The following is a 25,418-nucleotide window of genomic DNA, read 5'->3' on the forward strand; positions in this document are numbered from 1 at the left end:
CTCGAGGCTTGACGGTACGGTCGTGCGGAACCGGACACCGGTTCGCCGCCCCCGGCGCAGCAAGGCGCGGGGCGCGCAAGCTTGATCGAGAGCGGGGAACGTTGAGCGATCCGAATCCGTACGCGGACGACTCAGACAAGTGGGGACCTCCCCAGCAGCCGGGCAATCCGCCCACCGTCCCGGACGCCCAGGGGTACGGCTACCCGGGTGCGGGCACGCCGAGCGCGGGCACGCCGACGTACGGCTACCCACAGCAGCTGCCCGATTCCGCGGCCCAGCAGGGCCCCGGATACGGCTACCCGAACGCGAACCAGCCGGCCGTCCAGCCGCCCCTGCCCGGTTACGGCTTCCCGCCGCAGCAGGGTGCGGGTCCCGGCGGCGGTGCGCCGATGCTGTCGTTCGGTGACATCACCGTCATGAACGACTCGATCGTGACCCCGTCCGGCACGATGCCACTCAAGGGCGCGGTGTGGACGGCCACCGACATGTCGCGCACCGAGGAGAAGATCCCGACGGTCGCGATCGTGCTCGCGATCGTCTTCGCCCTGCTCTGCCTGATCGGGCTGCTCTTCCTCCTGATGAAGGAGAAGAAGACGACCGGCTTCATCCAGGTCTCGGTGACCAGCGGCGGCCGGCATCATTCCACGATGATCGCGGCGACCGGCCCGGAGACCTTCCAGATGGTGATGGCCCAGATCAACACGGCGCGTTCGATGAGCATCTGACGGTCGGTACGGAGACGAACGGGGGGCGGGGCCGGGCACCGGCAACGCCCCTGCCGGCGTCGCGACGCGGAGCCGTTCAGGCGGCGTGGGCGCCGGCGGCACTCAGTCCCACCGTGCGTCGTCCCGGTCCTCCGCGACGACCATGATGCGCCGCAACATGTCGTTGAGCAGGGTGCGTTCGTCCCGGTCGAGGACACCGAGCAGCCGGTACTCCTCATGGCCGAGGAAGTCCATCGCGCCGAGCCAGGTCGAGCGGCCCTCCTCGGTGAGTTCCACGTTGACCCGTCGCCGGTCCGTGGTCGACGGCGTACGACGCACGAAGCCGCGCCGCTCGAGCGCGTCCAGCCGGCCGGTGACGGAGGCGGGGGCCAGGTCGAGGTCGGCGGCGAGCTCGGAGGGGGCCGCCCTCCCGCCGCGTCCGGCGAGCTTGTGGAGCGTGTCGAACTCCTGGCGGTCCAGGTCGAAGTCGATCAGGGACTGTTCGCGCACCCGGCGCAGATGGACCGAGAGCTTCTTCATGCGGGTCACCGCACCCTCGACATCGGGATCGAGGTCGGGAAGCACAGGCTTCCACCGCTCCACATGTCCGTCGGTCCAGTCGCTTCGCTCCATGAGGAAAGGGTACGCCCGGAGCCTCGATTACTTCGGAGTCAGATATTTCGTTGACGAAAAGTTCGGTGCCGAAATAGATTCCTGCGCATGCCGCATCCCCTGCGCACGCGCGCCTTCCGCCTGCTCTTCATCGGACGCACCCTCTCCCTCCTCGGCGACGCCGCCATCCCCACCGCACTCTCGCTCGCGGTCTACCTGGCCACCGGCTCGACCGCCGCCCTCGCCCTGGTCCTGGCGTGCGCGATGGTGCCCAAGCTGATCCTGCTGCCGCTCGGGGGCGTGGTCGGCGACCGCTTCAACGCCCGTACGGTCGCACTCACCACCGATCTCGTACGGTGCGCGACCCAGCTCTTCGTCGGGCTGGAGCTGCTCGGCGGCGCGCCCCGGCTTTGGCAGATCGCCGTCGCCGAGGCGATCGGCGGGGCGGCGAGCGCGTTCGCCATGCCGACCTCGTCGCCGCTGATCATCGGAACCGTGGAGGCCCCGGCCCTCCTGGGCGCCAACTCCCTGATGGCCGTCGTGAACAGTGCGACCCGGGTGGCCGGACCCGCGCTCGGCGGAACTCTGATCCTCACCGCGGGTCCGGGCTGGGCCTTCGTGCTGGACGCCGCGAGCTTCGCGGTGAGCGCCGCGCTGCTGTCCGCCATCAAGGTCCGGCACGTGCCGATCCCGCACCGATCGGTGTTCAGCGACCTCAAGGAGGGCTGGAGCGAGGTCCGCGGCCGCGACTGGTACTGGACGAGCCTGATCGCGCACGCGGTCTGGAACGGCGCGGCGGCCGTGCTGATGACCCTGGGCCCGGCCCTCGCCGTACGGGAGATGGGCGGCAAGACCGTCTGGATCGCCCTGCTCCAGACCGGCGCGATCGGCCTGCTGCTCGGCTCGCTGCTGGCCGGCCGCGCCCGCCCGCGCCGCCCGGTCCTGGTCGCCAACCTGGGACTCGCCACCTACGCGCTCCCGCTCGGTCTTCTCGCGGCGGGTGCGCCGGCTGCGCTGACCATCGCCGCCTACGGCATCGCACTGGCGGGGCTCGGCTTCCTCGGCCCGGTCTGGGACACCGCGGTCCAGTCCGCCGTGCCCGCGCACGCGCTGGCCCGCGTGACGTCGTACGACTGGCTGCTGTCCCTCGCCGCGATGCCGCTCGGCTACGCCCTGGCCCCGCTCGCCGCCTCGGCCTGGGGGGCCGAAGTCCCGCTCTCCGTCGCCGCGGTGGCGGTCGGCACAGCCTGTCTGGCCACCGCGGCGGTACCGGGCGTACGGCGCTTCAAGGCGTCGGCCGCGAAGTCCGGGACCGCACGGAAGGACCACCCCGGAGTACCCGCTTGAACATGTTCAAATACAGGTCTACAGTCCATGACACCAGCTTTTGAACGCGTTCAAGGGAGGGTGGGGCATGGACCTCACTGTTGTCGCGTACGTCATCTACCTGCTGATCAGCGTGGCGCTCACCGTCTGGGTCGCCCGCACACTGAGCCGAAACGGCAAGGTCTTCCTCGCCGACGTCCTGCACGGAAACGAGAAGCTCGCCGACGCCGTCAACCACCTGCTGGTGGTCGGCTTCTACCTGGTCAACCTGGGCTTCGTCACCCTCTACCTGAAGAGCTCCGACGCGGTCGCCGACGCCCGCGGGCTCTTCGAGGCGCTCTCGGTGAAGGTCGGCGTCGTCCTGCTCGTCCTCGGAGTGATGCACCTCGGAAACGTCTACGTCCTCAACAAGATCCGCCGCCGCGGGCTGATGGAGCGCGGGCAGACCCCGCCCGTACCGCCGCAGGGCTGGACGGGCCCCACCGGCCAGGGCCCGTGGGCCGCACCCGCCACCGGCCGGTGACCGGGCAGGCCACGGCCCCGTTCGACGGGCGCCCGACGCCCGTCGAGCGGCTCACCGTGCTCTACGACGCGCAGTGCTCGCTCTGCGTCCATCTGCGCCACTGGCTGATGAAGCAGCGTCAGCTCGTCCCGCTCGATCTCGTCCCGGCGGCCTCCGAGGAGGCGCGGCGCCGTTTCCCCGGACTCGACCACGCAGGGACGCTCGCCGAGATCACCGTCATCGGCGACCGGGGGCAGATCTACCGCGGGACCTCCGCCTGGATCGTCTGTCTCTGGGCGCTGGCCGAACACCGGCCGAAGGCCCACTGGCTGGCCACTCCGGCGGGCCTGCCGTTCGCCCGGGCGTCGGTGCTGGCCGCCGCGAAGTACCGGTCGATGACGGCCGCACCGTGCGGGTCCGGGGACGAGGCCTGCCAGGTCCCGGACCTCGAAGGCTAGGCGCACATCCCCTGGTCCGGGCGGATACCCTCGGGGGCGTGGTGAAGGAAGTGAAGGACGTGAAGGAAGTCAAGGCTCCCAAGAGCGAGCAGACCCGCACACTCATCCTCGAAACTGCGCTCCGGCTCTTCGAGGAACGCGGTTACGACAAGACGACGATGCGGGCCATCGCGCAGGAGGCCGGGGTTTCCGTCGGAAACGCCTACTACTACTTCGCCGGCAAGGAACACCTCGTCCAGGGCTTCTACGACCGGCTCGCCGCCGAGCACGAGGCGGCGGTCCAGCCGGTCCTGGCCGGTGACAAGGATCTGGCCGTACGCATCCGGGGGGTGCTGCTCAGCTGGCTCGACGTGGCCGAGCCGTACCACCGCTTCGCCGCCCAGTTCTTCAAGAACGCCGCCGACCCGGAAAGCCCCCTCTCCCCGTTTTCGAAGGAGTCGGTCGCAGCCCGGGAGGCGGCGATCTCCATCCATGAACGGTGTCTGGCCGGCTCCAGCACCAAGACCGACCCCGACATGGCGGAAGAACTGCCGCAGTTGATGTGGCTGATACAGATGGGTCTGGTGCTGTTCTGGGTGTACGACCGGACGGAGGGCGCCGAGCGCAGCCGCCGTCTCGTCGAACGCACCGCCCCGATCGGCGCACGAGCGATCGCGCTCTCCCGGTTCCGGGTGCTGCGACCGCTCGTGCGTCAGGTCCACGACGTACTGACGGAGTTCCTGCCCGGGACGGCCGGGTGACCGGCGGCGGATCCCGGGGCAGCCCTTAGATCCAGTCGAGTTCCCACAGCCGCCAGATGCCTGTGCCGTCCGACAGGTACTGGGAGCCGGAGACCTCGGTCGTGCTGACGACGTAATCCTTCTTCTGCCACAGCGGTACGAGCGGCACGTCCTCGCCGACCAGGGCCTGAAGGTCCCTGAAGTCCCCCGCGGTGCGGCTGCGGTCGCTGTACTGCAGCGTGGCCGAGATCAGCTGGTCCATCTTCTTGCTGGTGTAGCCGTTGTGAAGGCTGGTGTCGCGGCCGACGAGGGGCTGGCTGAAGGTGTCGGGGTCCGGATAGTCGGGCAGCCATCCGACGGTGTACGCGTCGTACTTGCCCGCCGCGTACCCCTTCTGGAACGCCTGCCATTCCACCGCCTTGACCGAGACCTTGAACAGTCCGTCCGCCTCCAGCTGGCGGCGCAGCTCGGCGGTCTCCTTGGTGTACGCGTCGTCGGCGCGGTAGGCGAAGTTGATGTGAAGCGGGATCTGTACCCCGGCCTCCTCCATCAGCTTCCTGGCACGCGCCGGGTCGGGCGTCGGGTAGTCGTCGAAGAACGGCGTGCTGTGCCCGATGTAGCCCTGCGGGATCAGCGAGTAGAGCGGCTCGACGGTGCCCTTGTAGACGTCGGTCACCAGCGGTCCGCGGTCGATGATCGACGCGATGGCCTGCCGGACCTTCTTGTTGGCGAGCGGTGCCCCGGGGCGCACGTTGAAGACCATGTTGCGGATCTCGGCGCTGTCCGCCTCGGTGATGTGCATGTCGGGGTCGCCGGGGTTGAGGTCGGCGAGCGTGGCGGGCGGCAGCTGCCGGTGCGTCACGTCGACCTGCCCGGACTTCCAGGCCGCCAGGAGATCGTCCGACTGCTTGTAGTAGCGGACGTCGACCGGGACTCCGGTCTCCTTCAGTGCGCCCTTGTACTTGGGGTTCGGGACCAGTTCGGCCTTGGTGCCCGGCTCGTACGACTTCAGGATGTACGGCCCCGAGCCGTCGGCCGAGTTCCCGGTGCGGAGCTTGTCCGCCGGGTACTGGTCGCGGTCGACGATCGAACCGGCCCCGGTGGCGAGCTTCTGCGGGAAGGTCGCGTCGCGCGAGGAGAGGTTGAAGGTGATCGTGCGGCCTTCGGACACCACGTTCTTCAGGCTGGGGAACAGCACCGAGGGGCCGACGTCCGTCTTGATCTTCATCATGCGCTCGATGGAGTACTCGACATCGGCGGCGGTGACCTTCCGGCCACTGGCGAAGGTCAGATCGTCGCGCAGCTTGCACTGGTACGTCTGCAGCTTCTGACCGATGAACCCACAGCTCTCGGCGGCGTCCGGCTCCGGGACGATCGCCCCGGACTTGAACGTCATGAGGGACTGGTAGACGTTGCTGTACATCGCCCAGGAACCGGCGTCGTAGGCACCGGCGGGGTCGAGCGAGGTCACCTCGTCCGTCGTGCCGACCGTGATCGGATCCTTGTTCACCTCGTCCGAGGGAAGCAACTGCCAGGCGCCGACGCCTGCGATGACCAAAACCGCGAGAATCGCGAGAATCCGTACCCGGATCGACCGCATTGCCGTGCTCTCCCTTACCAGCCCCACCCGGGCAGATGTGCTCAGAAACGCACATCACCACATGCGCGAACCCAGCCAATCACACGATTTTCACATCTGGAAGAGGGAATCCGCACCTCTTAGCCATTTCTTTGGCAGTTGAAACCTCTGATGAGTCGAACGGCCGAAAAAGATGGAGATGCTGTGTGGTTGTGCCGCGCACCCGCCGATGCGGTCCCGCGGCACATCGGTGCGGTGCGGCTGTGCGGTGGCGCGCCGGTGAGGCTCCGTCCGCGACTACGCCTGCCGGGAGGCGAGCTGTACGACGGTGATGTCGGAGGGGGCACCGACCCGCACCGGCGGCCCCCAGGCACCCGCGCCCCGTGAGACGTACAACTGGGTGTCGCCGTAGCGTTCGAGCCCGGCGACCGTGGGGTTGGCCAGTTCGGCAAGGTAGTTGCCCGGCCAGAGCTGGCCGCCATGGGTGTGGCCGGAGAGCTGGAGGTCCACCCCGTGCGCGACCGCGTCGTCGATGACGACGGGCTGGTGGGCGAGGAGGACGGAGGCGCGGGTACGGTCCCGGTCACCGAGGGCTCGCTCGAAATCAGGCCCCTGCCCCTCGCTCTCCCCGGCGACGTCGTTGACCCCGGCCAGATCGAATCCGTCTATCTCGACCCGCGCGTTCTCCAGCGGGTGAAGCCCCAATTCCCTTACGTGATCGACCCATTGGGCCGCACCGGAGAAGTACTCGTGATTGCCGGTGACGAAGAAAGCCCCATGACGGGCGGTCAGGCCCGCCAGCGGTTCGGCAGCCGGGCCGAGGTCGGCGACGGTTCCGTCGACGAGATCGCCGACGACAGCGATCAGATCGGGCTGGGTCCGGTTGATCGTGTCGACGATCCGCTGGGTGTGGGGGCGGCCCAGGATGGGCCCGAGGTGGATGTCGCTGACGACGGCGATCCGGAAACCGTGCGCGGACCGGGGCAGCTTGGCCAGCGGGACGGTGACCCGCTTGACGCGCGGACCGCGGAGCACGCCGTAGGTCCCGTATCCGACGGTCCCGAGTCCGGCGACGGCGGCGGCGCCGCCTACGGCCCGCGCCACGAACAGACGACGGGACGGGTGGACGGCCACGGACGGCGGGGCGGGGGCTTCGACGACGAGGGTGGCCGGGGGTGCAGGGGTCCCACTCGCGGGCGCTTCAGCCGGAGATGAGCCCATTTCAGCCGCATCGCTCCCGGCCCTGCCGGCCGTACCGCCATCCGCCGCGCGGCGCGCGAGCACCCACCGCAGAACCGGCCGCACCGCCTCGCCGACCAGCAGAGCGAGCGTCAGATACAGGAGCGCCGCCAGCCAGAGGAAGCCCGGCCAGGCCAGCGTCTGCTGCAGCCGGAACGGTGCGCCCGCGCGCCCGGCGACCAGAGCACCGATGCTCAGCAGCGGCAGCAGCCAGGCCGCCACGGTGCCCGCCCGGCGCAGCGCGCTGCCCGGCGTCGTCGTGTCACCGACAAGCCGACGCCACACATAGCGGTGCACGCCGACCAGCAGCGCGAGGACCGCGATCGCCACCGGAACGAAGACCACTGCCACTTGCGCTCCCCCTGGGTTCCGCACGTCTGTGTTTCGTACGCCTATGTCCGGTTGCCGTGCGGCCGGTTATGCACGTTCGCGTCGCAGAGCCCTGAGTCCGCGCAACCCGATCACGCCGACCGCCGTCCCCAGAAGAAAGGACGTGATGGCGAGCAGCAGATGCACCCAGAAGTACGCAGTCGGGTCACCCGCGTCGTCGAAGGCAAGTCCACTGCCGTCTTTCCAGAGATTCTTGGCGAAAGTGACCCAAATGCACCAGCTCCACAGCCCGAAGGCGAGCAGGAACCAGGAGACGGGCCGGGTGAGCTTCATGAATCCAGTATCGCCACCGGGCTCCGGCCGGGGCGCTCGGGGTGGGCTGTCCTGGCGGTCCGGTTGGCCGGTCCGGCGGTCCACATCCCCCTGCACATCATCTGCCTGTACGTTTCCGACCGTGCCTGCTCTGAAAAAGACCGTGTTGACGGTCACCTCTGCCGTCCTGCTGTCCACGTTTGTCGTCGACCCCGCGTCGGCGGTCAGCAAGGACACCACCGACGATCCGAAGCCGACCGCCCCGATGTCGAAGGTCGGTGGCAAGCGGCTCGGCCTCGTCGGCACCCAGGTCGATCTGGGGCCCGACGCCCCGGTGCTGCCGAAGGACCTCACCGGACGGTCCTGGATCGTCGCGGACGCGGAGAGCGGCGAGGTGCTCGCCTCGCACAACCCGCACTGGCGGCTGCCCCCGGCTTCCACGCTGAAGATGCTGTTCGCGGACACGGTCATGGACGCGCCTGAGCTCCAGCCGAAGACCTTGAAGCACAAGGTGACGAACCAGGATCTCGCCGATGTCGGTGAGGGCAGCAGCCTGGTCGGGGTCAAGGAGAAGCTGACGTACACGGTCCACGACCTGTGGCTCGGCGTCTTCCTGCGCTCCGGCAACGACGCGGTGCATGTGCTGTCCTCGATGTACGGCGGCGTCCCCAAGACCGTCGCCGCCATGCAGGAGCACGCCGACGAGTTGCAGGCCCTCGACACACACGTCGTGTCGCCCGACGGCTACGACGCCCCCCGCCAGGTCTCCAGCGCGTACGACCTCACGCTGTTCGCCCGCAGCGGACTGCAGAAGGAGGACTTCCGCGAGTACTGCTCGACCGCCACGGCCGAGTTCCCCGGCGAGAAGAAGGCCGGCAAGAAGCGCGAGGCCTTCCAGATCCAGAACACCAACCGGCTCCTCACCGGTGACGTCGGCGTCGAGCCGTACAAGGGCATCGCGGGCGTCAAGAACGGCTACACCACTCACGCGGGCAACACCTTCACCGGTGTCGCCGAACGCAACGGCAAGGTGCTGCTCGTCACCGTCATGAACCCGAAGTCCAAAGAGAGCCACGCCGTCTACAAGGAGGCCGCGAGCCTGCTCGACTGGGGCTTCGAAGCGGCCGGCAAGGTGACCCCGGTCGGCGAACTGGTCCCCCCGAAGTCCGCGGAGACCGGAACGGGCAAGGGCATGGAATCGGGCGGCGGACAGAGCACGACCGGCGCCAACGGCGCGACGAACGAGGTCAAGCACGGCTCGGGCACCACCAGGGCGGCCGCGGCCGGTGCGGGCTCCGGCGGGGTCGGGATCGCCCTCGGGATCATCGGCGGAGTCCTGGTGCTGCTGGCCGGCGGGGTGTTCCTGGTCAACCGGCGCTGGCCGCTGCCGGACCTGGTGCGCCGCCTTCCTCGCCGCTGACGTCCCCGGCGCCCTCCTTCGTGTGCGGCCTGCTCGGCGTCGCCGTCCAGGCGGCGCAGAACAGCAGCAGTTTCGCGGTGAGGTTGATCCACAGCAGGAGGGCGACCGGCACGCCGAAGGCGCCGTACATGCTCTTCGACGCGACGCTCTTCATATAACTGCCGAGCAGCAGCTTGAGAAGTTCGAAGCCGATCGCGCCGATCACCGCGGCCGTCACCAGCCGGCGGTGCGGCGGCTCGACGCCGGGCAGCAGCGTCAGCAGATAGAGCAGCAGCAGGAAGTCGGCCAGGGCCGCCACCCCCAGGGCGGCGACCTGCAGCAGCACCCCGCCGGCCCCCTGGTCGGAGATGCCCACCAGGCGGGCGGTCCAGCCGACCGCGGTGGAGCCGGCCGTGGAGGCGGCGAGGGTGACGAGCGCCGCCCCGCCGAGGCCGACCAGCAGTCCGGCGTCCTTGAGCTTACGGACGACCGGATTGCCCTCGTCCACGTCGTCCATCTCCCAGACCGCGCGCAGACAGTCGCGCATCGCACCGATCCAGCCGACACCGGTGAGGAGCAGCAGCACACCCGCGACCAGCCCGACCGTGCCCGCGTGGGCCACCAGACCGGCGATGCCGAGCTGGTCGGAGATGCCGGGCACCTGCTCGGCGACCTTGTCCTCGATCTTGTGCAGCTGCTCGGTGGAGAGCATCGCCGCGCCGACCGCCGCGCCGACCGCGATCAGCGGGAAGAGCGCCAGGAAGCTGATGAAGGTGATCGCAGCGGCGAGCCTGGCCCAGTGGACCCGGTCGAGCGTTTCGTACGAGCGCCAGGCGTGCGTCGTCATCAACCACGAGACGGGTGGCCCGATGACGGGGAGTTTCTTCAGCCAGTCCATGACGTGCGCGTACCCTCCTGGGCGCGAAAAACCGGTGGGCGGTCCTCGCTGCACTCTTCCGGTCGGCGGCGGACGGTTCGCATCCTGAATGGATGACGTCCTTTCAAACACCCATTTCGGTGAGTGTTGTAACAAATCCCTCAAAGGTGTTTTCCCTGGCGATACGGTCACCACCATGTCCGTCGACACCGTGTCCCTGACCGGCTGGGGCCGCACCGCCCCGACGACCGCACTGCGGTTCCGCCCACGTACGTACGAGGAGGCGGCGGTCGCGGTACGCGGCTGCGGACCCCGGGGTTCCATCGCCCGTGGCCTCGGCCGGGCCCATGGCGACGCGGCGCAGAACGCGGGCGGCTCCGTACTCGACATGACCGCGCTGAACCGGATCCGTACCATCGACGCCGCGGCCGGCCTGGTGGTGTGCGACGCGGGCGTGAGCCTGCACCGGCTGATGGAAGTGCTGCTGCCGCTCGGCTGGTTCGTGCCGGTGACCCCCGGGACCCGCTACGTCACGGTGGGCGGCGCCATCGGCGCCGACATCCACGGCAGGAACCAGCACCTCTCCGGCTCCTTCTCCCGACACGTACGGGCCATGGAGGTGCTCACCGCCGACGGCACGATCCGGACGGTGCGGCCCGGCACCGACCTCTTCGACGCGACCGCGGGAGGCCTGGGACTGACCGGGGTGATCCTTTCGGCCACGCTCCGGTTCCACCCCGTCGCGACGTCATTCATGTCGGTCGACACCGAACGGACCGTCGACCTGGACGACTTGATGGCCCGGCTCACCGCCTCCGACCACCGCTACCGCTACTCGGCCGCCTGGATCGACCTCCTCGCCCGCGGCCGGGCGACCGGGCGCTCCGTACTCACCCGCGGGGAGCACGCACCCCTGCATGTGCTCCCGGCGCGCGACCGGCGCACGCCGCTCATGTTCCGCCCCGGCCGGCTGCCCGCGGCGCCTGCGTTCGTACCGGACGGACTGCTCGGCCGTACCTCGGTCGCCCTGTTCAACGAGCTCTGGTACCGCAGAGCCCCCAAGTTCCGCACCGGTGAACTCCAGAAGCTGTCCACGTACTTCCACTTGCTGGACGCCGTACCGCACTGGAACCGGGTCTACGGCCGCGGCGGATTCGTGCGGTACCAGTTCGTCGTCGGACACGGACAGGAGGAAGCGTTGCGCCGCATCGTCCGGCTGATCTCGCAGCGCCGCTGCCCGTCGTTCCTCGCCGTGCTCAAGCGCTTCGGGGACGGTGATCCGGGCTGGCTGTCCTTCCCGATGCCGGGCTGGACGCTCGCCCTCGATCTGCCTGCCGCCCTGCCGGGCCTGGCCCGCTTCCTCGACGGGCTGGACGACGAGGTGGCGGCGGCGGGCGGCCGCGTCTGCCTGGCGAAGGACTCCAGGCTGCGCCCCGAGACGTTGGCCGCCATGTATCCGCGACTGCCCGAATTCCGGGCGCTGCGCGCGGAGGTGGACCCGAGCGGGGCGTTCCGCTCGGACCTGTCCCGCCGCCTCGCGCTCTGAGCCCGTGCTACGCCCGCCGGCTCTCCTCCCCCCGCCTCTCACCAACTCGCGGTCCGCCGCCCCCGCTAGGAGTGTTTTCATGAAGGACGCCTTCGGTGCCCCGCAGTCCCTGCTCCTGCTCGGTGGCACGTCCCGGATCGGGCTGGCGACCGCGCGCCGTCTGATCGCCCGCCGCACCCGCACGGTCTGGCTGGCCGGACGCCCCTCGCCCGGACTGGAGTCGGCCGCGGCGGAACTGCGCGCTCTGGGCGCGTACGTCCGTACCGTCGACTTCGACGCCCTGGACTCCGAGTCCCACGAGACCGCCCTCGGCAAGATCTTCACCGAGGGCGACATCGACATGGTGCTGCTCGCGTTCGGCATCCTCGGGGACCAGGAGCGCGACGAGGAGGAACCGCTCTCCGCGGTACGGGTCGCCCAGACCAACTACACGGGGGCCGTGTCCGCCGGTCTGGTGTGCGCCGGCGCACTCCAGGCACAGGGGCACGGATCGCTGGTGGTGCTGTCCTCGGTGGCGGGCGAGCGGGCCCGCCGTGCCGACTTCATCTACGGATCGAGCAAGGCGGGACTGGACGCGTTCGCCCAGGGGCTGGGCGACGCCCTGCACGGCACCGGGGTGCACGTGATGGTCGTACGCCCCGGCTCCGTACGGTCGGGGACGACGGCGGGGACGGCCGGGGCACCGCTCGCGACGAGCCCGGAGGTGGTCGCCGACGCGATCGTGACGGGGCTGCGGCGGCGCTCGGAGACGGTGTGGGTACCGGGGGCCCTGCGGATCGTGATGTCGGCGCTGCGCCATGTGCCGCGGCCGCTGTTCCGGCGTCTTCCGGTCTGAGCGGCACCGTCAAGCGGCGCGGCGGACCGCGGCAGCGCGGTCCGCCGGCACCAGCGGCGTCAGGGCCGCAGGGACGGCGCGTCCACGGAGCAGCCGCCCTGCGCGGGTACCGCGGGAGCAGAGCCCCCCGCCCCGAACGGGAATTCGTTGATCTTGCGCCAGACGGCGTCCGGACCCTGCTCGTACAGCGCGAAGGAGCCGCAGGTCCAGGACGCCTCGTAGTCGGAGAGCTCCGCGTACGCCCGGTCCATCGCCTCCTCGGCGATGTCGTGCGCCACGGTCACATGCGGGTGGTACGGGAACTGCAGGTCGCGCATCAGCGGGCCGGACGCGTCCCGCACCCGCTTCTGCAGCCAGGCACACGCCGACGCGCCCTCGACGACCTGGACGTAGACGACCGGTGACAGGGGGCGGAAGGTCCCCGTCCCGGACAGCCTCATCGGAAAGGGGCGGCCGCCGGTCGCGATCTGGGCAAGATGCCGTTCGACCGCGGGCAGGTCGGCCGCCTCGGCCTCGGTCGGCGGGAGAAGGGTGACGTGGGTGGGAATGCCGTACGCGGCAGGGTCCCCGAAGCTCGCGCGCCGCTCCTGGAGCAGGCTGCCGTAGGGCTCCGGGACCGCGATCGAAACGCCGAGCGTTACGGTCCCCACGTCGTTCTCCTCAATCTTCGAAGGTCGATGGCCGGCTTCGCGCCGTCACCGGAGTCGGTCTCCCGTCGCCAGTGTGCCGCCTGCGGCCACTGTCCCGCCAGGGTCCTTGGACTCAGTGCTTCGCGGGCAGAAAGCCCATCCGGTCGTAGGTCAGCGCCAGGGTCTCGGCGGCCACCGCCCGGGCTTTCTCCGCACCCTTGGCCAGGATCGAGTCCAGCGACTCGGGGTCGTCGAGATATTCCTGGGTGCGGGTCCGGAACGGTGTGACGAACTCGACCATGACCTCTGCGAGGTCGGTCTTCAACGCACCGTAGCCCTTGCCCTCGTACTTCTGCTCCAGATCCGCGATACCGGACCCGGTGAGGGTGGAGTAGATGGTCAGGAGGTTGCTGACGCCCGGCTTCCCGGTGCGGTCGAAGCGGATGACCGTGTCCGTGTCGGTGACCGCGCTCTTGACCTTCTTGGCCGTGGCCTTCGGCTCGTCGAGGAGGTTGATCAGCCCCTTCGGGGTGGCCGCCGACTTGCTCATCTTGGACGACGGGTCCTGAAGGTCGAAGATCTTCGCCGTCTCCTTGAGGATGTACGGGTCCGGGACGGTGAAGGTGTCACCGAACCGGGCGTTGAAGCGCTCGGCGAGGTCGCGGGTGAGCTCGATGTGCTGACGCTGGTCCTCGCCGACCGGGACCTGGTTGGCCTGGTACAGCAAGATGTCCGCGACCTGGAGGACCGGGTAGGTGAAGAGGCCGACGGTGGCGCGGTCGGCGCCCTGCTTCGCGGACTTGTCCTTGAACTGCGTCATCCGGGACGCCTCGCCGAAGCCCGTGAGGCAGTTCATCACCCAGCCGAGCTGGGCGTGCTCGGGGACATGGCTCTGGACGAAGAGCGTGCAGCGTTCCGGGTCGAGCCCGGCGGCGAGCAGCTGCGCGGCGGCGAGGCGGGTGTTCGCACGAAGCTCGACGGGGTCCTGCGGAACGGTGATCGCATGCAGGTCCACGACCATGTAAAAGGCGTCGTGGGACTCCTGCAGCGCCACCCACTGGCGGACCGCACCGAGGTAGTTGCCGAGGTGGAACGAGCCTGCGGTGGGCTGGATTCCGGAGAGCACGCGGGGGCGTTCAGAGGCCATGAAACTCATTGTCTCAGGTACGGAACCGATCTCCGGCAGCCGGTGTATGAAAGGTGTGAGGACGCAGGAGGGGGCCCTGCAGAGGGGCTGGGAGGGGGGTCGCGCCGTCGACGGCGGGGGTACGGACCGCGCTCCCGGGCGTGCCGAGGGGCAGGTCGAGGGGCGGGCCGGGCAGCAGGCCGGGACTCGGGCCGCAGCGGCGGCGAGAGCACCTGCCGAGGCCGAGGCTGCGGTGATCGCTCGTGTGCGCGCCGGGGAGGCGGAGGCATACGCGCAGCTCGTGCGCGCCCACACGGGCGGATCCGGCGGTGGCGGCGCTCGCGGAGGAGCGGCGGACGCTGCTGACGGCCGCGCTCGACGAGCTGCGGGCCAAGAATCCGGCGCGGCTGGTCAAGCTGTTCACGGAGCTCGGACTGATGGGGAAGACGAACAACCAGGACGCCTGTGCGAGGTTGTTCCCACAGGCCTGGGACAACAAGAAGAGGTCCGCCCCGATGGACCCGCTGGCCGGCCTCGCATCGGAACCGGAGACTTCCCCGTCCGCTGCGCCGCCGGCTTCTGCGGACACCGCCAGGGCCGCCGGCGCCGCCGGCCGCTTCGACGACGGCGTGTGGTGGGCCGTACCCGGGCTGGTGGCGGGGCGGCGCTCGCTCTGGCCCTGCGACACCTGGCAGCCCGGAAGCGCGGTGACAGCGGAGGAGGCGGAGGCTGGGGCGGCCGCGAGAGCGGCCCACGGCAGGAGCTCCTGGACCTCTGACTGCGGTATCTCACGGGCGCGCCATGGATTGAAGGTTTCCTCCCCGGAGATCCGACCGACGATACAAAGTGGGCACCACCCCGGCCCACGCCGCACGACGAACGGAGATCCCGTGTCGACCACGGAAACCGCCATCGCCTCCGCCGAGGCGCACAGCGCGCACAACTACCACCCGCTTCCGGTCGTCGTCGCCTCGGCGGAAGGCGCTTGGATGACCGATGTCGAAGGCCGGCGCTACCTCGACATGCTCGCCGGTTACTCGGCGCTCAACTTCGGCCACGGCAACCGACGCCTGATCGAGGCGGCCAAGGCACAGCTGGACCGGGTGACCCTGACCTCGCGCGCCTTCCATCACGACCGGTTCGCCGACTTCTGTGCGCAGCTCGCCGAGTTGTGCGGCATGGAGATGGTGCTGCCCATGAACACCGGGGCGGAAGCCGTGGAGACCGCGGTGAAGACCGCCCGCAAGTGGGGTTACCGGGTGAAGGGCGTCCCGGACGGCATGGCGAAGATCATCGTCGCGTCGAACAACTTCCACGGCCGGACGACGACCGTCATCAGCTTCTCCACGGACCAGGAGGCGCGGATGGACTTCGGCCCGTACACGCCGGGGTTCGAGATCGTGCCGTACGGGGACCTGACCGCGCTGCGTGCGGCGATGACGGACAACACCGTGGCGGTGCTGCTGGAGCCGATCCAGGGCGAGGCCGGGGTGCTGGTACCGCCGCCCGGCTACCTCCCGCGGGTGCGTGAGCTGACCCGCGAGCGGGATGTGCTCTTCATCGCGGACGAGATCCAGTCGGGTCTGGGCCGGACGGGCAAGACCTTCGCCTGTGAGCACGAGGGCGTCGTGCCGGACATGTATGTCCTCGGCAAGGCGCTGGGCGGCGGTGTGGTGCCGGTGTCGGCCGTGGTCTCGTCGGCCGCGGTGCTCGGGGTGTACCGGCCGGGTGAGCATGGCTCGACGTTCGGCGGCAACCCTCTCGCCTGCGCGGTCGCGCTGGAGGTCATCGCGATGCTGCGCACCGGCGAGTTCCAGCAGCGGGCCGCAGAGCTGGGCGACCACCTCCACCAGGAGCTGGGGCTGCTGGTGGGTGGCGGCGCGGTGGAGACGGTGCGGGGCCGCGGGCTGTGGGCGGGAATCGACATCGCCCCGGGTCATGGCACGGGGCGGGAGATCTCCGAGAAGCTGATGGACCGCCGGGTACTGGTCAAGGACACCCACGGTTCGACGATCCGGATCGCCCCGCCCCTGGTGATCAGCAAGGAGGACCTGGACTGGGGCCTGGAGCAACTGCGGGAGGTGCTGCGCGGCTGACGCCGCCGGACCGGTGGGGCCGGCCCGGCCCGCCCCACCGGTGTCGCTACAGGATGACGTGGGGCAGGAAGCGTGCGTACTCGTCGGTCACCGGACCCGCCGATTCCCGGATGCCGAGCCCCGCGGACTCGTCCTCGACGACCCAGGCGCCCAGCACGACCCGGTTGCCGTCGAAGTCCGGCAGCGGGGCCAGCTCCTGGTAGCAGCAAGGCTCGTCCCGTATCACCACGGGGCTTCCCGGCTCATGGATGGTGACACCGGCGCCCTCACGGCCGAGCAGCGGCTTGGCGACATAGCCGTTGCCACCACCGCCGGTCCCGTCCCCGGCCAGTTCGCGAGGACCGTCGAGATAGGAGGGCAGCAGATTCGGGTGACCCGGATAGAGCTCCCAGAGGATGGCCAGCAGCGCCTTGTTGGAGAGGAGCATCTTCCAGGCGGGCTCGATCCAGCAGGTGGTGCCCGTGCCGCCGCCGTTGTCGAGGGTGTCCAGGACATGGGGGCCGAAACGATCGGTCGCCAGCCACTCCCACGGGTAGAGCTTGAAGCAGCTACGGATGAAGCGGAGCCGATCGTCGACGAACCGTCCGGTCAGCCGGTCCCAGCCGATCTTTTCCACGGACAGCGCCTCCGTGTCGATCCCGGCCTGTTGGGCGGTCTCGCGGAGATACGCGACCGTCATCAGATCCTCACCGAGTTCGTCCCCCTCGGAGTGGGCGAAATGCAGCGGTCCCGGTGGCAGCAGTGCGGCCTGTCGCTTCCATGCCGCGACGAGACGTTCATGAAGGGAGTTCCACTGGTCGGCGTCCGGGAAGCGGTCTTCCATCCAGAACCACTGGGCACTGGCCGCCTCCACGAGTGAGGTAGGGGTGTCGGCGTTGTACTCCAGCATCTTCGCCGGACCGGTTCCGTCGTAGCGCAGGTCGAACCGGCCGTACAGTGACGGCAGTTCGGCGCGGCGCTGCCACGACTCGGTGATCAGAGCGGCCAGTCGCCGGTCGGTGATGCCGAGGTCGGCGAAGCGGTCGTGCTCGACGATGTGCGCGGCGGCGGCCAGGCACATCGTGTGCAGTTCCTCGACCACGTCCTCCAGCGCCTCGACCTCGGGGAGCGAGAAGACGTAGTACGCGCTCTCGTCCCAGTAGGGGCGCAGCGATCCGTCGGGGTAACGGGTCAGCGGATAGACGATCCCCTGCTCCTCGACGGTCTCCTGCCAACGGGGTCGCGGTTCGGTGGTGCGGCGTTCCATGACCGGTCAGCCGCCGCCCGTACCGGAGCAGCCGAAGCCGCCGCGATCGACGGCGGACTTGTCGAAACTACCGCCCTGGACCTTGCCGCCCTTGGAGCTGCCGCCGTAGTAGTAAGTGCCGTGACCGCTGCTGCTCTTGCACTCGTAACTGGGCAGCTTGGAGTGGGTCACCGGGTCCACACACCGCTTGTCCGGCTCCGATCCGCACGAGGTGATCGCCGCCGCGAGAACCCCCATGGAACCGAGCACCACCGTGCTCGACCTCACCCTGCGCTTGGCCATGCTTCCGTCTCCCCCATGGTTCCGTTACAGCCGTAGGACCGTCCGTCAGATTAGATGGCCGCCCGGGAAGGCGGGAACCGGGTGCGGTGCGGACCGCCCCGTGGAGTCCTCATGTGCTTTTTGGGCTGATCTGCACACCCGGTTTCGCGGTGTGCTCCGGTACGGCCTCCGTTCTCCAGGCCGTTGCCGCACGGGCCGGCGCGGGGCCGGAAAGACACGGATGCCGGCGTCGGGGCGCGCGGATGGCGGGTGCGCGCGAGGGCGCCGGCCGGGGGTCCGGTTACTACGACAGCACCCGGCAGAGTGCTTCCAGAGCGCCCGCCCAGGCGCTGTCGGTCGGGGCGCCGTAGCTGATGACCAGCGCGTCGTTTCCCGCCTCGGCGTCCGCGTGCCGGAAGCGGGACATGCCTTCCAGGGCCAGTCCCTGAAAGGCCGCGGCCTGGATCACCGATCGCTCGCTGCCGTCCGGGAGTTCGAGGACGGCGTGCAGACCGGCGGCGATCCCGCTGATCCGCAGCGCGGGGGCCTGTTCCGCCAGCGCCGCGACGAGCTGGTCCCGGCGCCGTCGGTAGCGCAGCCGCATCGAGCGCACATGACGGTCGTACGCGCCGGACCCGATGAACTCCGCGAGCGTCAGCTGGTCCGGCGCGCTCGACACCCAGTCGATTTCGCCCTTCGCCTCGGCCACCTCCTTCACGAGTTCCTGCGGCAGCACCATCCAGGCCAGTCGCAGCCCCGGCGCCAGGGACTTGCTGGTCGTCCCCATGTAGACGACCCGTTCCGGGTCGAGGCCCTGGAGGGCGCCGACCGGCTGCCGGTCGTAGCGGAACTCGCCGTCGTAGTCGTCCTCCAGGATCAGACCGCCCGCACCCCGCGCCCAGTCCACGGCCGCGGCCCGCCGGTCGGGATGGAGCGGCACCCCTGTCGGGAACTGGTGCGCGGGAGTCATCAGCACCGCACCCACCCCGCGCATCCCGGTCAGCTCCCCGGTCCGGCAACCGAGTCCGTCGAGCGGCAGGCAGGGCGTGCGCAGGCCGGCGTCCGCGAGCAGATTCCAGTGCGCGTCCAGTCCGTACGACTCGACAGCCACCTCCCGCACCCGCCGCTTCCGCAGCACCTTCCCCATCAGCATCAGCCCGTGGAGAAAGCCGGAACAGATCACGATCCGCTCCGGGGCCGCGTACACCCCGCGGGCCCGCGCCAGATAGTCGGCCAGGACGGTGCGCAGCTCGATGCGCCCGCGTGGATCGCCGTACCCGAAGGCGTCGTTGGGCGCGGCGGTCAGGGCGCGCCGGGCCGCCTTGAGCCAGTCGGCGCGCGGGAACGTCGACAGGTCGGGCGAGCCGGGCATCAGGCTGTAGGCGGGACCACGCCGCACCGGCCGGGAGCGCGGGGCCGTCGCAACCGGTCGACGTGGCTCGGCCCGCTGCGCGACCCGGGTGCCCGAACCCTGCCGGGCGGTGAGCCAGCCCTCGGCGACCAGCTCGGCGTAGGCGTCGGCCACGGTGTTCCGGGCGATCCCCAGGTCGGCGGCGAGCGTGCGGGACGAGGGCAGCCGGGTCCCGGGCGTCAGCCGCCCGGTCCGTACCGCCTCCCGCAGCGCGCTCATCAACCCGGCCCGCAGCCCCGCCGCGCCTGCCGGGTCGATGTGCAGGTCGGCTCCCAAAGCGGCCCATGAATCCGTCATGGAAATGGACCATACTCCTGCGCCATCTGCACCGTAGCGTGGTACCCATGACAACGAACGAGCACAACCACCCGACCTCCGACTACGCCCCCGAGCACAGCCCCCGCCTGCAGTGGGCCGAGCTCGCCCCCGATGTCTTCAAGGCCATGGTCCGGCTGGAGACAGCATCAAGTAAGGGCCTGGACCCGATCCTCGCCGAGCTGGTGAAGATCCGTTCCTCGCAGCTCAATCACTGCGCGTTCTGCCTCGACATGCACACCAAGGACGCGCTCGCGGCGGGCGAGTCGATCGAGCGGATCGTCCAGCTCAGCGCCTGGGAGGAGTCGCGGCACTTCTACACGGAGAGGGAGATCGCGGCGATCGAGCTGACGGAGGCCGTGACGGTCCTGACCGACGGTTTCGTGCCGGACGACGTGTACGAGAGGGCCGCAAAACACTTCGACGAGGCCGAGTTGGCCCAGCTGATCGCTGCCATCACGGTGATCAACGCCTGGAACCGGTTCTCCGTGGCCACCCGCATGGTCCCCGGCCACTACACTCCCAGCGACACGAAGCACTGACCGGACCGCGTAGCGTCGCCGCCCCGCCGCCGCACCGCCCCTCCGCCGCCTCGCCCCTCCCGGGAGCCCCGCGATGACCGTCTCCGTCTTCCGCGACCTGCACCACGGCCGCACCCCAGGAGACCCGCTGGTCCTCCCCGGTCCATGGGACGCCGCGAGCGCCCGTGTCTTCGCCGACGCCGGTTTCCCGGCGCTCGCCACGCCGAGCGCCGGGGTCGCGGCCTCGCTCGGGTACGAGGACGGAGCGACACCGGCCGCCGAGATGTTCGCGGCCGTGGCCCGGATCGTGCGCGCCGTTCCCGTACCCGTCTCGGCGGACATCGAGGCCGGTTACGGGCTGTCGCCGAAGGAACTCGTGAGGCGGCTCCTCGACACCGGTGCGGTCGGCTGCAACCTTGAGGACTCGGCCGACGGCGTCCTGATGGACCCGCAGCGGCAGGCGGACCGGCTGGCGGAGGTACGCGGCGTCGCGGGCGATCAGCTCTTCGTCAACGCTCGCGTCGACACGTACGTGCGCGGCGTCCCGGACGGCACCGACCCGGAGACGGAGACGATCGCCCGCGCCCGGCTGTATGCGGCAGCCGGTGCGGACTGCCTCTACCCGATCGCCGCACCGCCCGAGTCCCTTCCCCGTCTGGCCGCCGCCATCCCGGCGCCGCTCAACGTCTTCGCCCTGCCGGACGGCCCGACCCCGCGCCGGCTCGGCGAACTGGGCGCCGCCCGCATCACGTTCGGCCCCGGGCTGCAGCGCCAGTCCATGGCAGCCGTCCGCAGGATCGCCGACCGGTTGCACGCGCTCTAGCCGCCCGCGCACCGAGCCCGCCAGGACCTAGCCGTGGGCCTGTCTGCCTCCGAAGGCAGCAAGGGTCCGTTCCAGCATCGGCATGGCCCGCACCACGTTGCGGGAGCGGATCAGGGCGTCCCATGCGGGTTCGAACTTCTTCCAGCCGCCGGCGTACGCCAAGTGCCTCAGCCGCTCGTGCGTGCCCGGCTGTGCGGCCGCGCCGCGCCAGATGTTCGACCAGCGGTAGAAGTCCCGGTACGCACGCCAGTAGCCGTCCTCCAGCTGACGCGGGGTCATCCCCTTCGGACGGTGGACGACATGGCGGGTGTCGTAGAGATCCCAGTCCCGGTGGACGATCCGGTCCTCGGCCTCCATCTGCTTCCACAGGCCGGTGGACGGATACGGCGTCATGATGTGAAAGGTGGCCGTCTCGATGCCCTGCTCGACGGCCCACTCCACCGTCCGGTCGAAGACGTCCGGGCCGTCGTGGTCGAGACCGAAGACAAAACTGGCATTGACCATGACCCCGGCGTCATGGAGCCGGCGGACGGCGGCCGCGTAGTCCTTGCCGATGTTCTGGTCCTTGCGGCGTTCGGCGAGATTCGCGCTGTTGACGGTCTCGAAGCCGACGAAGAGGCTCCGCAGCCCCGCGTCCACGGCCCGCTCCAGCAGGTCGGGCTGGAGGACGGACTTCACGGTGCCGGCCGCCTGCCAGAGCCGCCCCGTTCCGGCCATCCCGTCGAAGAGCGCCTCGGCGAAGCGCCGGTTGCCGAGCAGATGATCGTCGAGGAAGTACAGGTGCTTGCCGGGCAGCCGCTCGATCTCGGCAAGAGCGTCGTCCACGGCCTGCGTGTAGAAGGACTTCCCGCCCTCGAAGAACGCGTCCTTGTAGCAGAAGTCGCAGTGGTGCGGGCAGCCGCGCGAGACGACGATCGAGTTGGGCACCAGGTACAGGTTCCGCTTGATCAGGTCCCGTCGTACGGGTGGCAGTCCGGCCAGGGTGCGCAGCCTGGAGTCGTACCGACGGCCCGGCGCACCGTCCCGGAACTCCTTCAGGAACAGCGGCCAGGTGTCCTCCCCCGGCCCGGTGAAGATCGTGTCCGCGTGCGCCGACGCCTCGTCCGGGAGCGAGGTCACGTGGAGGCCGCCCATGGCGACGTGGACACCCCGGGCGCGGAAGTGGTCGGCTATCTCGTAGCTGCGCCGGGCGGAGGTGATGTACGGCTGGACGACCAGCAGATCGGGGCTGTCGAGCGCCTCGATGTCGACCCGTTCGACATGCTCGTCGAGGAGCGTCACCTCATCGTCCGGATCCAGGTAGCCGGCGAGGGTCGCCAGGCCGAGCGGCGGGAAGAGCGAGTACTTGATCGGCCGGAAGAGCGGGCTGGTCGCCTCGGTCAGGGCCGGAAGAATCATCGTCACGCGCATGACAGCCCAGACGGCGCAAGCCGTATCCGCAGTTCCCGCTCACGGACGTTCCCGCCGGCGGCCCGGTGCGAACGCGGCCGCCCCCGGCAGCGAGTGCTGCCGGGGGCGGTGAGGTACGCGCCAGGAGGCGTACGGATCAGATCAGACCGAGCTCGCGAACCGCGTCGCGCTCCTCGGCGAGCTCCTGCACCGACGCGTCGATACGCGCACGGGAGAACTCGTTGATGTCCAGGCCCTGGACGATCTCGTACTTGCCGTCCTTCGTGGTGACCGGGAAGGACGAGATGAGGCCCTCGGGCACACCGTAGGAGCCGTCCGACGGGATACCCATCGAGGTCCAGTCGCCGGGGGCGGTGCCGTTGACCCAGGTGTACACGTGGTCGATGGCGGCGTTGGCGGCCGAGGCGGCCGAGGACGCGCCACGGGCCTCGATGATCGCGGCGCCGCGCTTGGCAACGGTCGGGATGAAGGTGTCGGCCAGCCACGCCTCGTCGTTGACGAGCTCGGCGGCGTTCTTGCCGGCCACCTCCGCGTGGAAGATGTCCGGGTACTGGGTCGCCGAGTGGTTGCCCCAGATCGTCAGCTTCTTGATGTCGGACACGGCGGCGCCGGTCTTGGCGGCCAGCTGCGAGATCGCGCGGTTGTGGTCCAGGCGGGTCATCGCGGTGAAGCGCTCGGCCGGTACGTCCGGGGCGGCGGCCTGCGCGATGAGCGCGTTGGTGTTGGCCGGGTTGCCGACGACGAGGACCTTGATGTCGTCCGCGGCGTTGTCGTTGATGGCCTTGCCCTGCGGCTTGAAGATGCCGCCGTTGGCGGAGAGCAGGTCGCCGCGCTCCATGCCCTTCGTACGGGGGCGGGCGCCGACGAGCAGAGCGACGTTCGCACCGGCGAAGCCGACGTTGGCGTCGTCCGTGATCTCGATGTTGCGCAGCAGCGGGAAGGCGCAGTCGTCGAGCTCCATCGCGGTGCCCTCGGCGGCCTTCAGGCCCTGCGGGATCTCCAGGAGACGCAGGTTGACCGGCACGTCCGGGCCGAGCAGGTGGCCGGAGGCGATGCGGAAGAGCAGCGCGTAGCCGATCTGGCCGGCTGCGCCGGTCACGGTGACATTCACGGGAGTGCGGGTCATGGCGATCTCCGTTAGACAGCTGGCGGTGGGGGTCCCTGCCCCTGGTGCTGGACATCCCTGAATCTTGATGTGAAGAGATATCCAGCGATCAGGCTATCCGACCCGGAACCTCCCGGCCGCCCGGCCCCCTGTGGCACCGCACACAACCGGTCACGCACCGCTCACCGCGACCGTGTCTCGTCCGGCGGCGACGGTGCACTCCTTCGTCCCGGACGCGCGCGCAGACCCTGGCCTCCGCGGCCTTCCTGCCGGCGATCACGGGGGTGTACGCGTCCGTGTGCGTGCCGGCGCCACCGCGTGGTGCTGCCCCGCGGCCCCTCCTGCGGTGACGGAGAGAGCGCACCGAATCATTCGAGAGTCCGGCTCGCACCGTCGCGCGCCCCCTCTCCTGCCCTGCCCTGCGTTGCGCCGGCCTGCCGCCGTTGCGCGGCGATCACACCGTGCCGGAATGGTCACTTCCGTGCCACAGGCCACAGGGTTTCCTTGAACCGTCGTTCCCCGTCGACAAGGCTTGATCCAGGTCGGGGCAAGGCCGCTCAAGTCACCACTTTCCGGAGCTTTTTCGCTCCCGTGGGCCCCGGCCGCAGGTGTCCGTCCCTTATCGGGGGAGGGGGCGGACACCGCCTGCGGGACGGAAGGCCGCCGGGCCGAGCTCCGGCAGAACTCGGGCAGAACTCAGCGCGATGCCATCTCCTGCTGGAGGCTGACGTCCAGCGCGTCCAGGAACTGTTCCGTGGTCAGCCAGGGGGCGTCCTCGGAGATCAGCAGCGCCAGATCCTTCGTCATCCGGCCTCCCTCGACGGTCTCGACGCAGACTCGCTCCAGCGCCTCGGCGAACGCGATGACCTCGGGCGTGCCGTCCAGCTTGCCGCGGTGCGCGAGACCGCGGGTCCAGGCGAAGACCGACGCGATCGGGTTGGTCGATGTCGCCTCGCCCTGCTGGTGCCGGCGGTAGTGACGGGTGACCGTGCCGTGCGCGGCCTCGGCCTCGACGGTCCTGCCGTCGGGTGACATGAGGACCGACGTCATCAGGCCGAGCGAGCCGAATCCCTGCGCGACGGTGTCGGACTGGACGTCGCCGTCGTAGTTCTTGCACGCCCAGACGTAGCCGCCCTCCCACTTGAGCGCCGAGGCGACCATGTCGTCGATCAGACGGTGCTCGTAGGTGAGTCCGGCCTTCGCGAACTCCGCGGCGAACTCGGCGTCGAAGACCTCCTGGAAGACGTCCTTGAAACGACCGTCGTACTTCTTGAGGATCGTGTTCTTCGTGGACATGTACACCGGGTACCCCCGGTCCAGACCGTAGCGGAACGAGGTGCGCGCGAAGTCGCGGATCGACTCGTCGTGGTTGTACATCGACAGTGCGACACCGGCGTCCGGGAACTCGTGTACCTCGACCTCGACCGGCTCGGAGCCGTCCTTCGGGGTGAACGTCATGGTGAGCGTGCCCGGCCCCGGGATCTTCAGGTCGGTGGCACGGTACTGGTCGCCGAAGGCGTGACGGCCGACGACGACGGGCTTGGTCCAGCCCGGGACGAGACGGGGCACGTTCTCCATGATGATCGGCTCGCGGAAGACGACGCCGCCGAGGATGTTGCGGATCGTGCCGTTCGGCGAGCGGTACATGGCCTTCAGGCCGAACTCCTCGACCCGGCCCTCGTCCGGCGTGATCGTGGCGCACTTGACCCCGACGCCGTACTGCTTGATGGCGTGGGCGGCGTCGACCGTGACCTGGTCGTCGGTGGCGTCGCGGTGCTCGATGCCCAGATCGAAGTACTTCAGCTCGACATCGAGGTACGGGAGGATCAGCCGGCCCTTGATGAAGGACCAGATGATGCGGGTCATCTCGTCACCGTCGAGCTCGACGACGGGGTTGACCACCTTGATCTTGACCATGGAGTGGAACGCCCCTTCCGTGGTTCGGTAAATTATCTCGACGCCAAGATACTCGACATCGAGATAAATGGCCACGGTCTGCTGCGCAAACGACGCGGCCCCCTCGCACCCGGGGTGGGT

At 69.7% G+C, this 25,418-nt stretch carries 24 protein-coding genes; 11 read left to right on the forward strand and 13 right to left on the reverse strand.

Translation table 11 applies throughout. The features are described from left to right. Positions 1 to 101: 101 nt before the first annotated feature. Positions 102 to 725, forward strand: a complete 624-nt coding sequence (locus ACFYP5_RS03300; protein ID WP_389029890.1) for a hypothetical protein — start codon at positions 102 to 104, stop codon at positions 723 to 725. A 102-nt stretch (positions 726 to 827) separates the two neighbouring features. Here ACFYP5_RS03300 and ACFYP5_RS03305 read toward each other — a convergent pair whose 3' ends face one another. After that, positions 828 to 1,337, reverse strand: coding sequence for a MarR family winged helix-turn-helix transcriptional regulator (locus tag ACFYP5_RS03305; protein ID WP_389029893.1), 510 nt, complete (start codon positions 1,335 to 1,337; stop codon positions 828 to 830). 87 nt (positions 1,338 to 1,424) lie between these two features. Here ACFYP5_RS03305 and ACFYP5_RS03310 point away from each other — a divergent pair, with 87 nt between their 5' ends. From ACFYP5_RS03310 to ACFYP5_RS03325, 4 genes are all read left to right on the forward strand, one after another. Further along, positions 1,425 to 2,663, forward strand: a complete 1,239-nt coding sequence (locus ACFYP5_RS03310) for an MFS transporter (RefSeq protein WP_389029896.1) — start codon at positions 1,425 to 1,427, stop codon at positions 2,661 to 2,663. 67 nt (positions 2,664 to 2,730) lie between these two features. After that, on the forward strand, positions 2,731 to 3,165 hold the full coding sequence (locus ACFYP5_RS03315; protein WP_389029899.1) for a hypothetical protein: 435 nt from the start codon (positions 2,731 to 2,733) through the stop codon (positions 3,163 to 3,165). Then, positions 3,162 to 3,602, forward strand: coding sequence for a thiol-disulfide oxidoreductase DCC family protein (locus tag ACFYP5_RS03320; RefSeq protein WP_389030730.1), 441 nt, complete (start codon positions 3,162 to 3,164; stop codon positions 3,600 to 3,602). Before ACFYP5_RS03315 ends, ACFYP5_RS03320 begins: the two co-directional genes overlap by 4 nt. Before the next feature lie 38 nt (positions 3,603 to 3,640). After that, on the forward strand, positions 3,641 to 4,342 hold the full coding sequence (locus tag ACFYP5_RS03325; RefSeq protein ID WP_389029902.1) for a TetR family transcriptional regulator: 702 nt from the start codon (positions 3,641 to 3,643) through the stop codon (positions 4,340 to 4,342). Positions 4,343 to 4,367: 25 nt separating this feature from the next. On the opposite strand, the gene ACFYP5_RS03330 is transcribed toward ACFYP5_RS03325, so the two are convergent. The 3 genes from ACFYP5_RS03330 to ACFYP5_RS03340 form a co-directional block, all read right to left on the reverse strand. Further along, complete coding sequence (locus ACFYP5_RS03330) at positions 4,368 to 5,921, reverse strand: ABC transporter substrate-binding protein (protein ID WP_389029904.1); 1,554 nt, start codon at positions 5,919 to 5,921, stop codon at positions 4,368 to 4,370. A gap of 276 nt (positions 5,922 to 6,197) precedes the next feature. Beyond that, entirely contained in the window at positions 6,198 to 7,484 is a 1,287-nt protein-coding gene (locus ACFYP5_RS03335; protein ID WP_389030733.1) for a metallophosphoesterase, read from the reverse strand. 72 nt (positions 7,485 to 7,556) lie between these two features. Next, entirely contained in the window at positions 7,557 to 7,802 is a 246-nt protein-coding gene (locus ACFYP5_RS03340) for an SCO4848 family membrane protein (protein ID WP_389029907.1), read from the reverse strand. Here ACFYP5_RS03340 and ACFYP5_RS03345 point away from each other — a divergent pair. Next, the gene (locus ACFYP5_RS03345; protein WP_389029910.1) at positions 7,741 to 9,201 is read left to right on the forward strand and encodes a serine hydrolase; all 1,461 of its coding nucleotides are present in this window, start codon (positions 7,741 to 7,743) and stop codon (positions 9,199 to 9,201) included. The genes ACFYP5_RS03340 and ACFYP5_RS03345 overlap by 62 nt on opposite strands. On the opposite strand, the gene ACFYP5_RS03350 is transcribed toward ACFYP5_RS03345, so the two are convergent. Continuing rightward, positions 9,149 to 10,078 carry a YihY/virulence factor BrkB family protein gene (locus tag ACFYP5_RS03350; protein ID WP_389029912.1) on the reverse strand — a complete coding sequence of 310 codons (930 nt, stop codon included), beginning with the start codon at positions 10,076 to 10,078 and terminating at the stop codon, positions 9,149 to 9,151. The two genes, ACFYP5_RS03345 and ACFYP5_RS03350, sit on opposite strands and share 53 nt — an antisense overlap. Before the next feature lie 175 nt (positions 10,079 to 10,253). Between ACFYP5_RS03350 and ACFYP5_RS03355 the strand changes: the two genes are divergently transcribed. Continuing rightward, positions 10,254 to 11,603 carry an FAD-binding protein gene (locus ACFYP5_RS03355; RefSeq protein ID WP_389029915.1) on the forward strand — a complete coding sequence of 450 codons (1,350 nt, stop codon included), beginning with the start codon at positions 10,254 to 10,256 and terminating at the stop codon, positions 11,601 to 11,603. 79 nt (positions 11,604 to 11,682) lie between these two features. Further along, the gene (locus ACFYP5_RS03360) at positions 11,683 to 12,438 is read left to right on the forward strand and encodes a decaprenylphospho-beta-D-erythro-pentofuranosid-2-ulose 2-reductase (RefSeq protein WP_389029918.1); all 756 of its coding nucleotides are present in this window, start codon (positions 11,683 to 11,685) and stop codon (positions 12,436 to 12,438) included. 59 nt (positions 12,439 to 12,497) lie between these two features. On the opposite strand, the gene ACFYP5_RS03365 is transcribed toward ACFYP5_RS03360, so the two are convergent. Together ACFYP5_RS03365 and trpS are read right to left on the reverse strand one after the other, a co-directional pair. Then, positions 12,498 to 13,088, reverse strand: coding sequence for a 2'-5' RNA ligase family protein (locus ACFYP5_RS03365; protein ID WP_389029921.1), 591 nt, complete (start codon positions 13,086 to 13,088; stop codon positions 12,498 to 12,500). Positions 13,089 to 13,200: 112 nt separating this feature from the next. After that, positions 13,201 to 14,214 (reverse strand): tryptophan--tRNA ligase, encoded by a 1,014-nt coding sequence (gene trpS / locus ACFYP5_RS03370; RefSeq protein ID WP_389029924.1) that lies wholly within the window; start codon positions 14,212 to 14,214, stop codon positions 13,201 to 13,203. A gap of 869 nt (positions 14,215 to 15,083) precedes the next feature. On the opposite strand from trpS, the gene rocD reads away from it, so the two are divergent. Beyond that, a complete protein-coding gene (gene rocD, locus ACFYP5_RS03375) occupies positions 15,084 to 16,289 on the forward strand; it encodes an ornithine--oxo-acid transaminase (protein ID WP_389030735.1) in 1,206 nt (401 codons plus the stop codon). A gap of 46 nt (positions 16,290 to 16,335) precedes the next feature. Here the strand turns inward: rocD and ACFYP5_RS03380 are convergent, their stop codons facing one another. The 3 genes from ACFYP5_RS03380 to ACFYP5_RS03390 all read right to left on the reverse strand — a co-directional run bounded on the left by ACFYP5_RS03380 (position 16,336) and on the right by ACFYP5_RS03390 (position 19,504). Continuing rightward, positions 16,336 to 17,535, reverse strand: coding sequence for a glutathionylspermidine synthase family protein (locus ACFYP5_RS03380; protein WP_389029927.1), 1,200 nt, complete (start codon positions 17,533 to 17,535; stop codon positions 16,336 to 16,338). Between the two features lie 6 nt (positions 17,536 to 17,541). Next, positions 17,542 to 17,817, reverse strand: coding sequence for a hypothetical protein (locus ACFYP5_RS03385; protein ID WP_030914471.1), 276 nt, complete (start codon positions 17,815 to 17,817; stop codon positions 17,542 to 17,544). Between the two features lie 283 nt (positions 17,818 to 18,100). Continuing rightward, positions 18,101 to 19,504, reverse strand: coding sequence for a PLP-dependent aminotransferase family protein (locus ACFYP5_RS03390; protein ID WP_389029929.1), 1,404 nt, complete (start codon positions 19,502 to 19,504; stop codon positions 18,101 to 18,103). A gap of 47 nt (positions 19,505 to 19,551) precedes the next feature. Here ACFYP5_RS03390 and ACFYP5_RS03395 point away from each other — a divergent pair, with 47 nt between their 5' ends. Together ACFYP5_RS03395 and ACFYP5_RS03400 are read left to right on the forward strand one after the other, a co-directional pair. After that, a complete protein-coding gene (locus ACFYP5_RS03395) occupies positions 19,552 to 20,064 on the forward strand; it encodes a carboxymuconolactone decarboxylase family protein (protein WP_389029932.1) in 513 nt (170 codons plus the stop codon). A gap of 73 nt (positions 20,065 to 20,137) precedes the next feature. Continuing rightward, positions 20,138 to 20,866, forward strand: a complete 729-nt coding sequence (locus tag ACFYP5_RS03400) for an isocitrate lyase/phosphoenolpyruvate mutase family protein (RefSeq protein ID WP_389029935.1) — start codon at positions 20,138 to 20,140, stop codon at positions 20,864 to 20,866. Between the two features lie 27 nt (positions 20,867 to 20,893). Here ACFYP5_RS03400 and ACFYP5_RS03405 read toward each other — a convergent pair whose 3' ends face one another. The 3 genes from ACFYP5_RS03405 to ACFYP5_RS03415 all read right to left on the reverse strand — a co-directional run bounded on the left by ACFYP5_RS03405 (position 20,894) and on the right by ACFYP5_RS03415 (position 25,298). After that, a complete protein-coding gene (locus tag ACFYP5_RS03405; protein ID WP_389029937.1) occupies positions 20,894 to 22,276 on the reverse strand; it encodes a B12-binding domain-containing radical SAM protein in 1,383 nt (460 codons plus the stop codon). A gap of 136 nt (positions 22,277 to 22,412) precedes the next feature. Then, positions 22,413 to 23,402, reverse strand: coding sequence for a malate dehydrogenase (locus ACFYP5_RS03410; RefSeq protein WP_389029939.1), 990 nt, complete (start codon positions 23,400 to 23,402; stop codon positions 22,413 to 22,415). 675 nt (positions 23,403 to 24,077) lie between these two features. Further along, positions 24,078 to 25,298, reverse strand: a complete 1,221-nt coding sequence (locus ACFYP5_RS03415; RefSeq protein WP_389030738.1) for an NADP-dependent isocitrate dehydrogenase — start codon at positions 25,296 to 25,298, stop codon at positions 24,078 to 24,080. Positions 25,299 to 25,418 lie beyond the last annotated feature (120 nt).

This window comes from Streptomyces sp. NPDC005262, from assembly GCF_042872425.1.
GTDB lineage: Bacteria > Actinomycetota > Actinomycetes > Streptomycetales > Streptomycetaceae > Streptomyces.

What these genes read in the sequence shown, in the direction of transcription:
- ACFYP5_RS03305 (WP_389029893.1), bottom strand. Translation starts at nt 1,337, where the DNA reads ATGGAGCGAAGCGACTGGACCGACGGACATGTGGAGCGGTGGAAGCCT.
- ACFYP5_RS03310 (WP_389029896.1), top strand. Translation starts at nt 1,425, where the DNA reads ATGCCGCATCCCCTGCGCACGCGCGCCTTCCGCCTGCTCTTCATCGGA.
- ACFYP5_RS03315 (WP_389029899.1), top strand. Translation starts at nt 2,731, where the DNA reads ATGGACCTCACTGTTGTCGCGTACGTCATCTACCTGCTGATCAGCGTG.
- ACFYP5_RS03330 (WP_389029904.1), bottom strand. Translation starts at nt 5,921, where the DNA reads ATGCGGTCGATCCGGGTACGGATTCTCGCGATTCTCGCGGTTTTGGTC.
- ACFYP5_RS03345 (WP_389029910.1), top strand. Translation starts at nt 7,741, where the DNA reads ATGCACCAGCTCCACAGCCCGAAGGCGAGCAGGAACCAGGAGACGGGC.
- ACFYP5_RS03340 (WP_389029907.1), bottom strand. Translation starts at nt 7,802, where the DNA reads ATGAAGCTCACCCGGCCCGTCTCCTGGTTCCTGCTCGCCTTCGGGCTG.
- ACFYP5_RS03350 (WP_389029912.1), bottom strand. Translation starts at nt 10,078, where the DNA reads ATGGACTGGCTGAAGAAACTCCCCGTCATCGGGCCACCCGTCTCGTGG.
- ACFYP5_RS03355 (WP_389029915.1), top strand. Translation starts at nt 10,254, where the DNA reads ATGTCCGTCGACACCGTGTCCCTGACCGGCTGGGGCCGCACCGCCCCG.
- ACFYP5_RS03360 (WP_389029918.1), top strand. Translation starts at nt 11,683, where the DNA reads ATGAAGGACGCCTTCGGTGCCCCGCAGTCCCTGCTCCTGCTCGGTGGC.
- trpS (WP_389029924.1), bottom strand. Translation starts at nt 14,214, where the DNA reads ATGGCCTCTGAACGCCCCCGCGTGCTCTCCGGAATCCAGCCCACCGCA.
- ACFYP5_RS03380 (WP_389029927.1), bottom strand. Translation starts at nt 17,535, where the DNA reads ATGGAACGCCGCACCACCGAACCGCGACCCCGTTGGCAGGAGACCGTC.
- ACFYP5_RS03385 (WP_030914471.1), bottom strand. Translation starts at nt 17,817, where the DNA reads ATGGCCAAGCGCAGGGTGAGGTCGAGCACGGTGGTGCTCGGTTCCATG.
- ACFYP5_RS03390 (WP_389029929.1), bottom strand. Translation starts at nt 19,504, where the DNA reads ATGACGGATTCATGGGCCGCTTTGGGAGCCGACCTGCACATCGACCCG.
- ACFYP5_RS03395 (WP_389029932.1), top strand. Translation starts at nt 19,552, where the DNA reads ATGACAACGAACGAGCACAACCACCCGACCTCCGACTACGCCCCCGAG.
- ACFYP5_RS03400 (WP_389029935.1), top strand. Translation starts at nt 20,138, where the DNA reads ATGACCGTCTCCGTCTTCCGCGACCTGCACCACGGCCGCACCCCAGGA.
- ACFYP5_RS03405 (WP_389029937.1), bottom strand. Translation starts at nt 22,276, where the DNA reads ATGCGCGTGACGATGATTCTTCCGGCCCTGACCGAGGCGACCAGCCCG.
- ACFYP5_RS03410 (WP_389029939.1), bottom strand. Translation starts at nt 23,402, where the DNA reads ATGACCCGCACTCCCGTGAATGTCACCGTGACCGGCGCAGCCGGCCAG.
- ACFYP5_RS03415 (WP_389030738.1), bottom strand. Translation starts at nt 25,298, where the DNA reads ATGGTCAAGATCAAGGTGGTCAACCCCGTCGTCGAGCTCGACGGTGAC.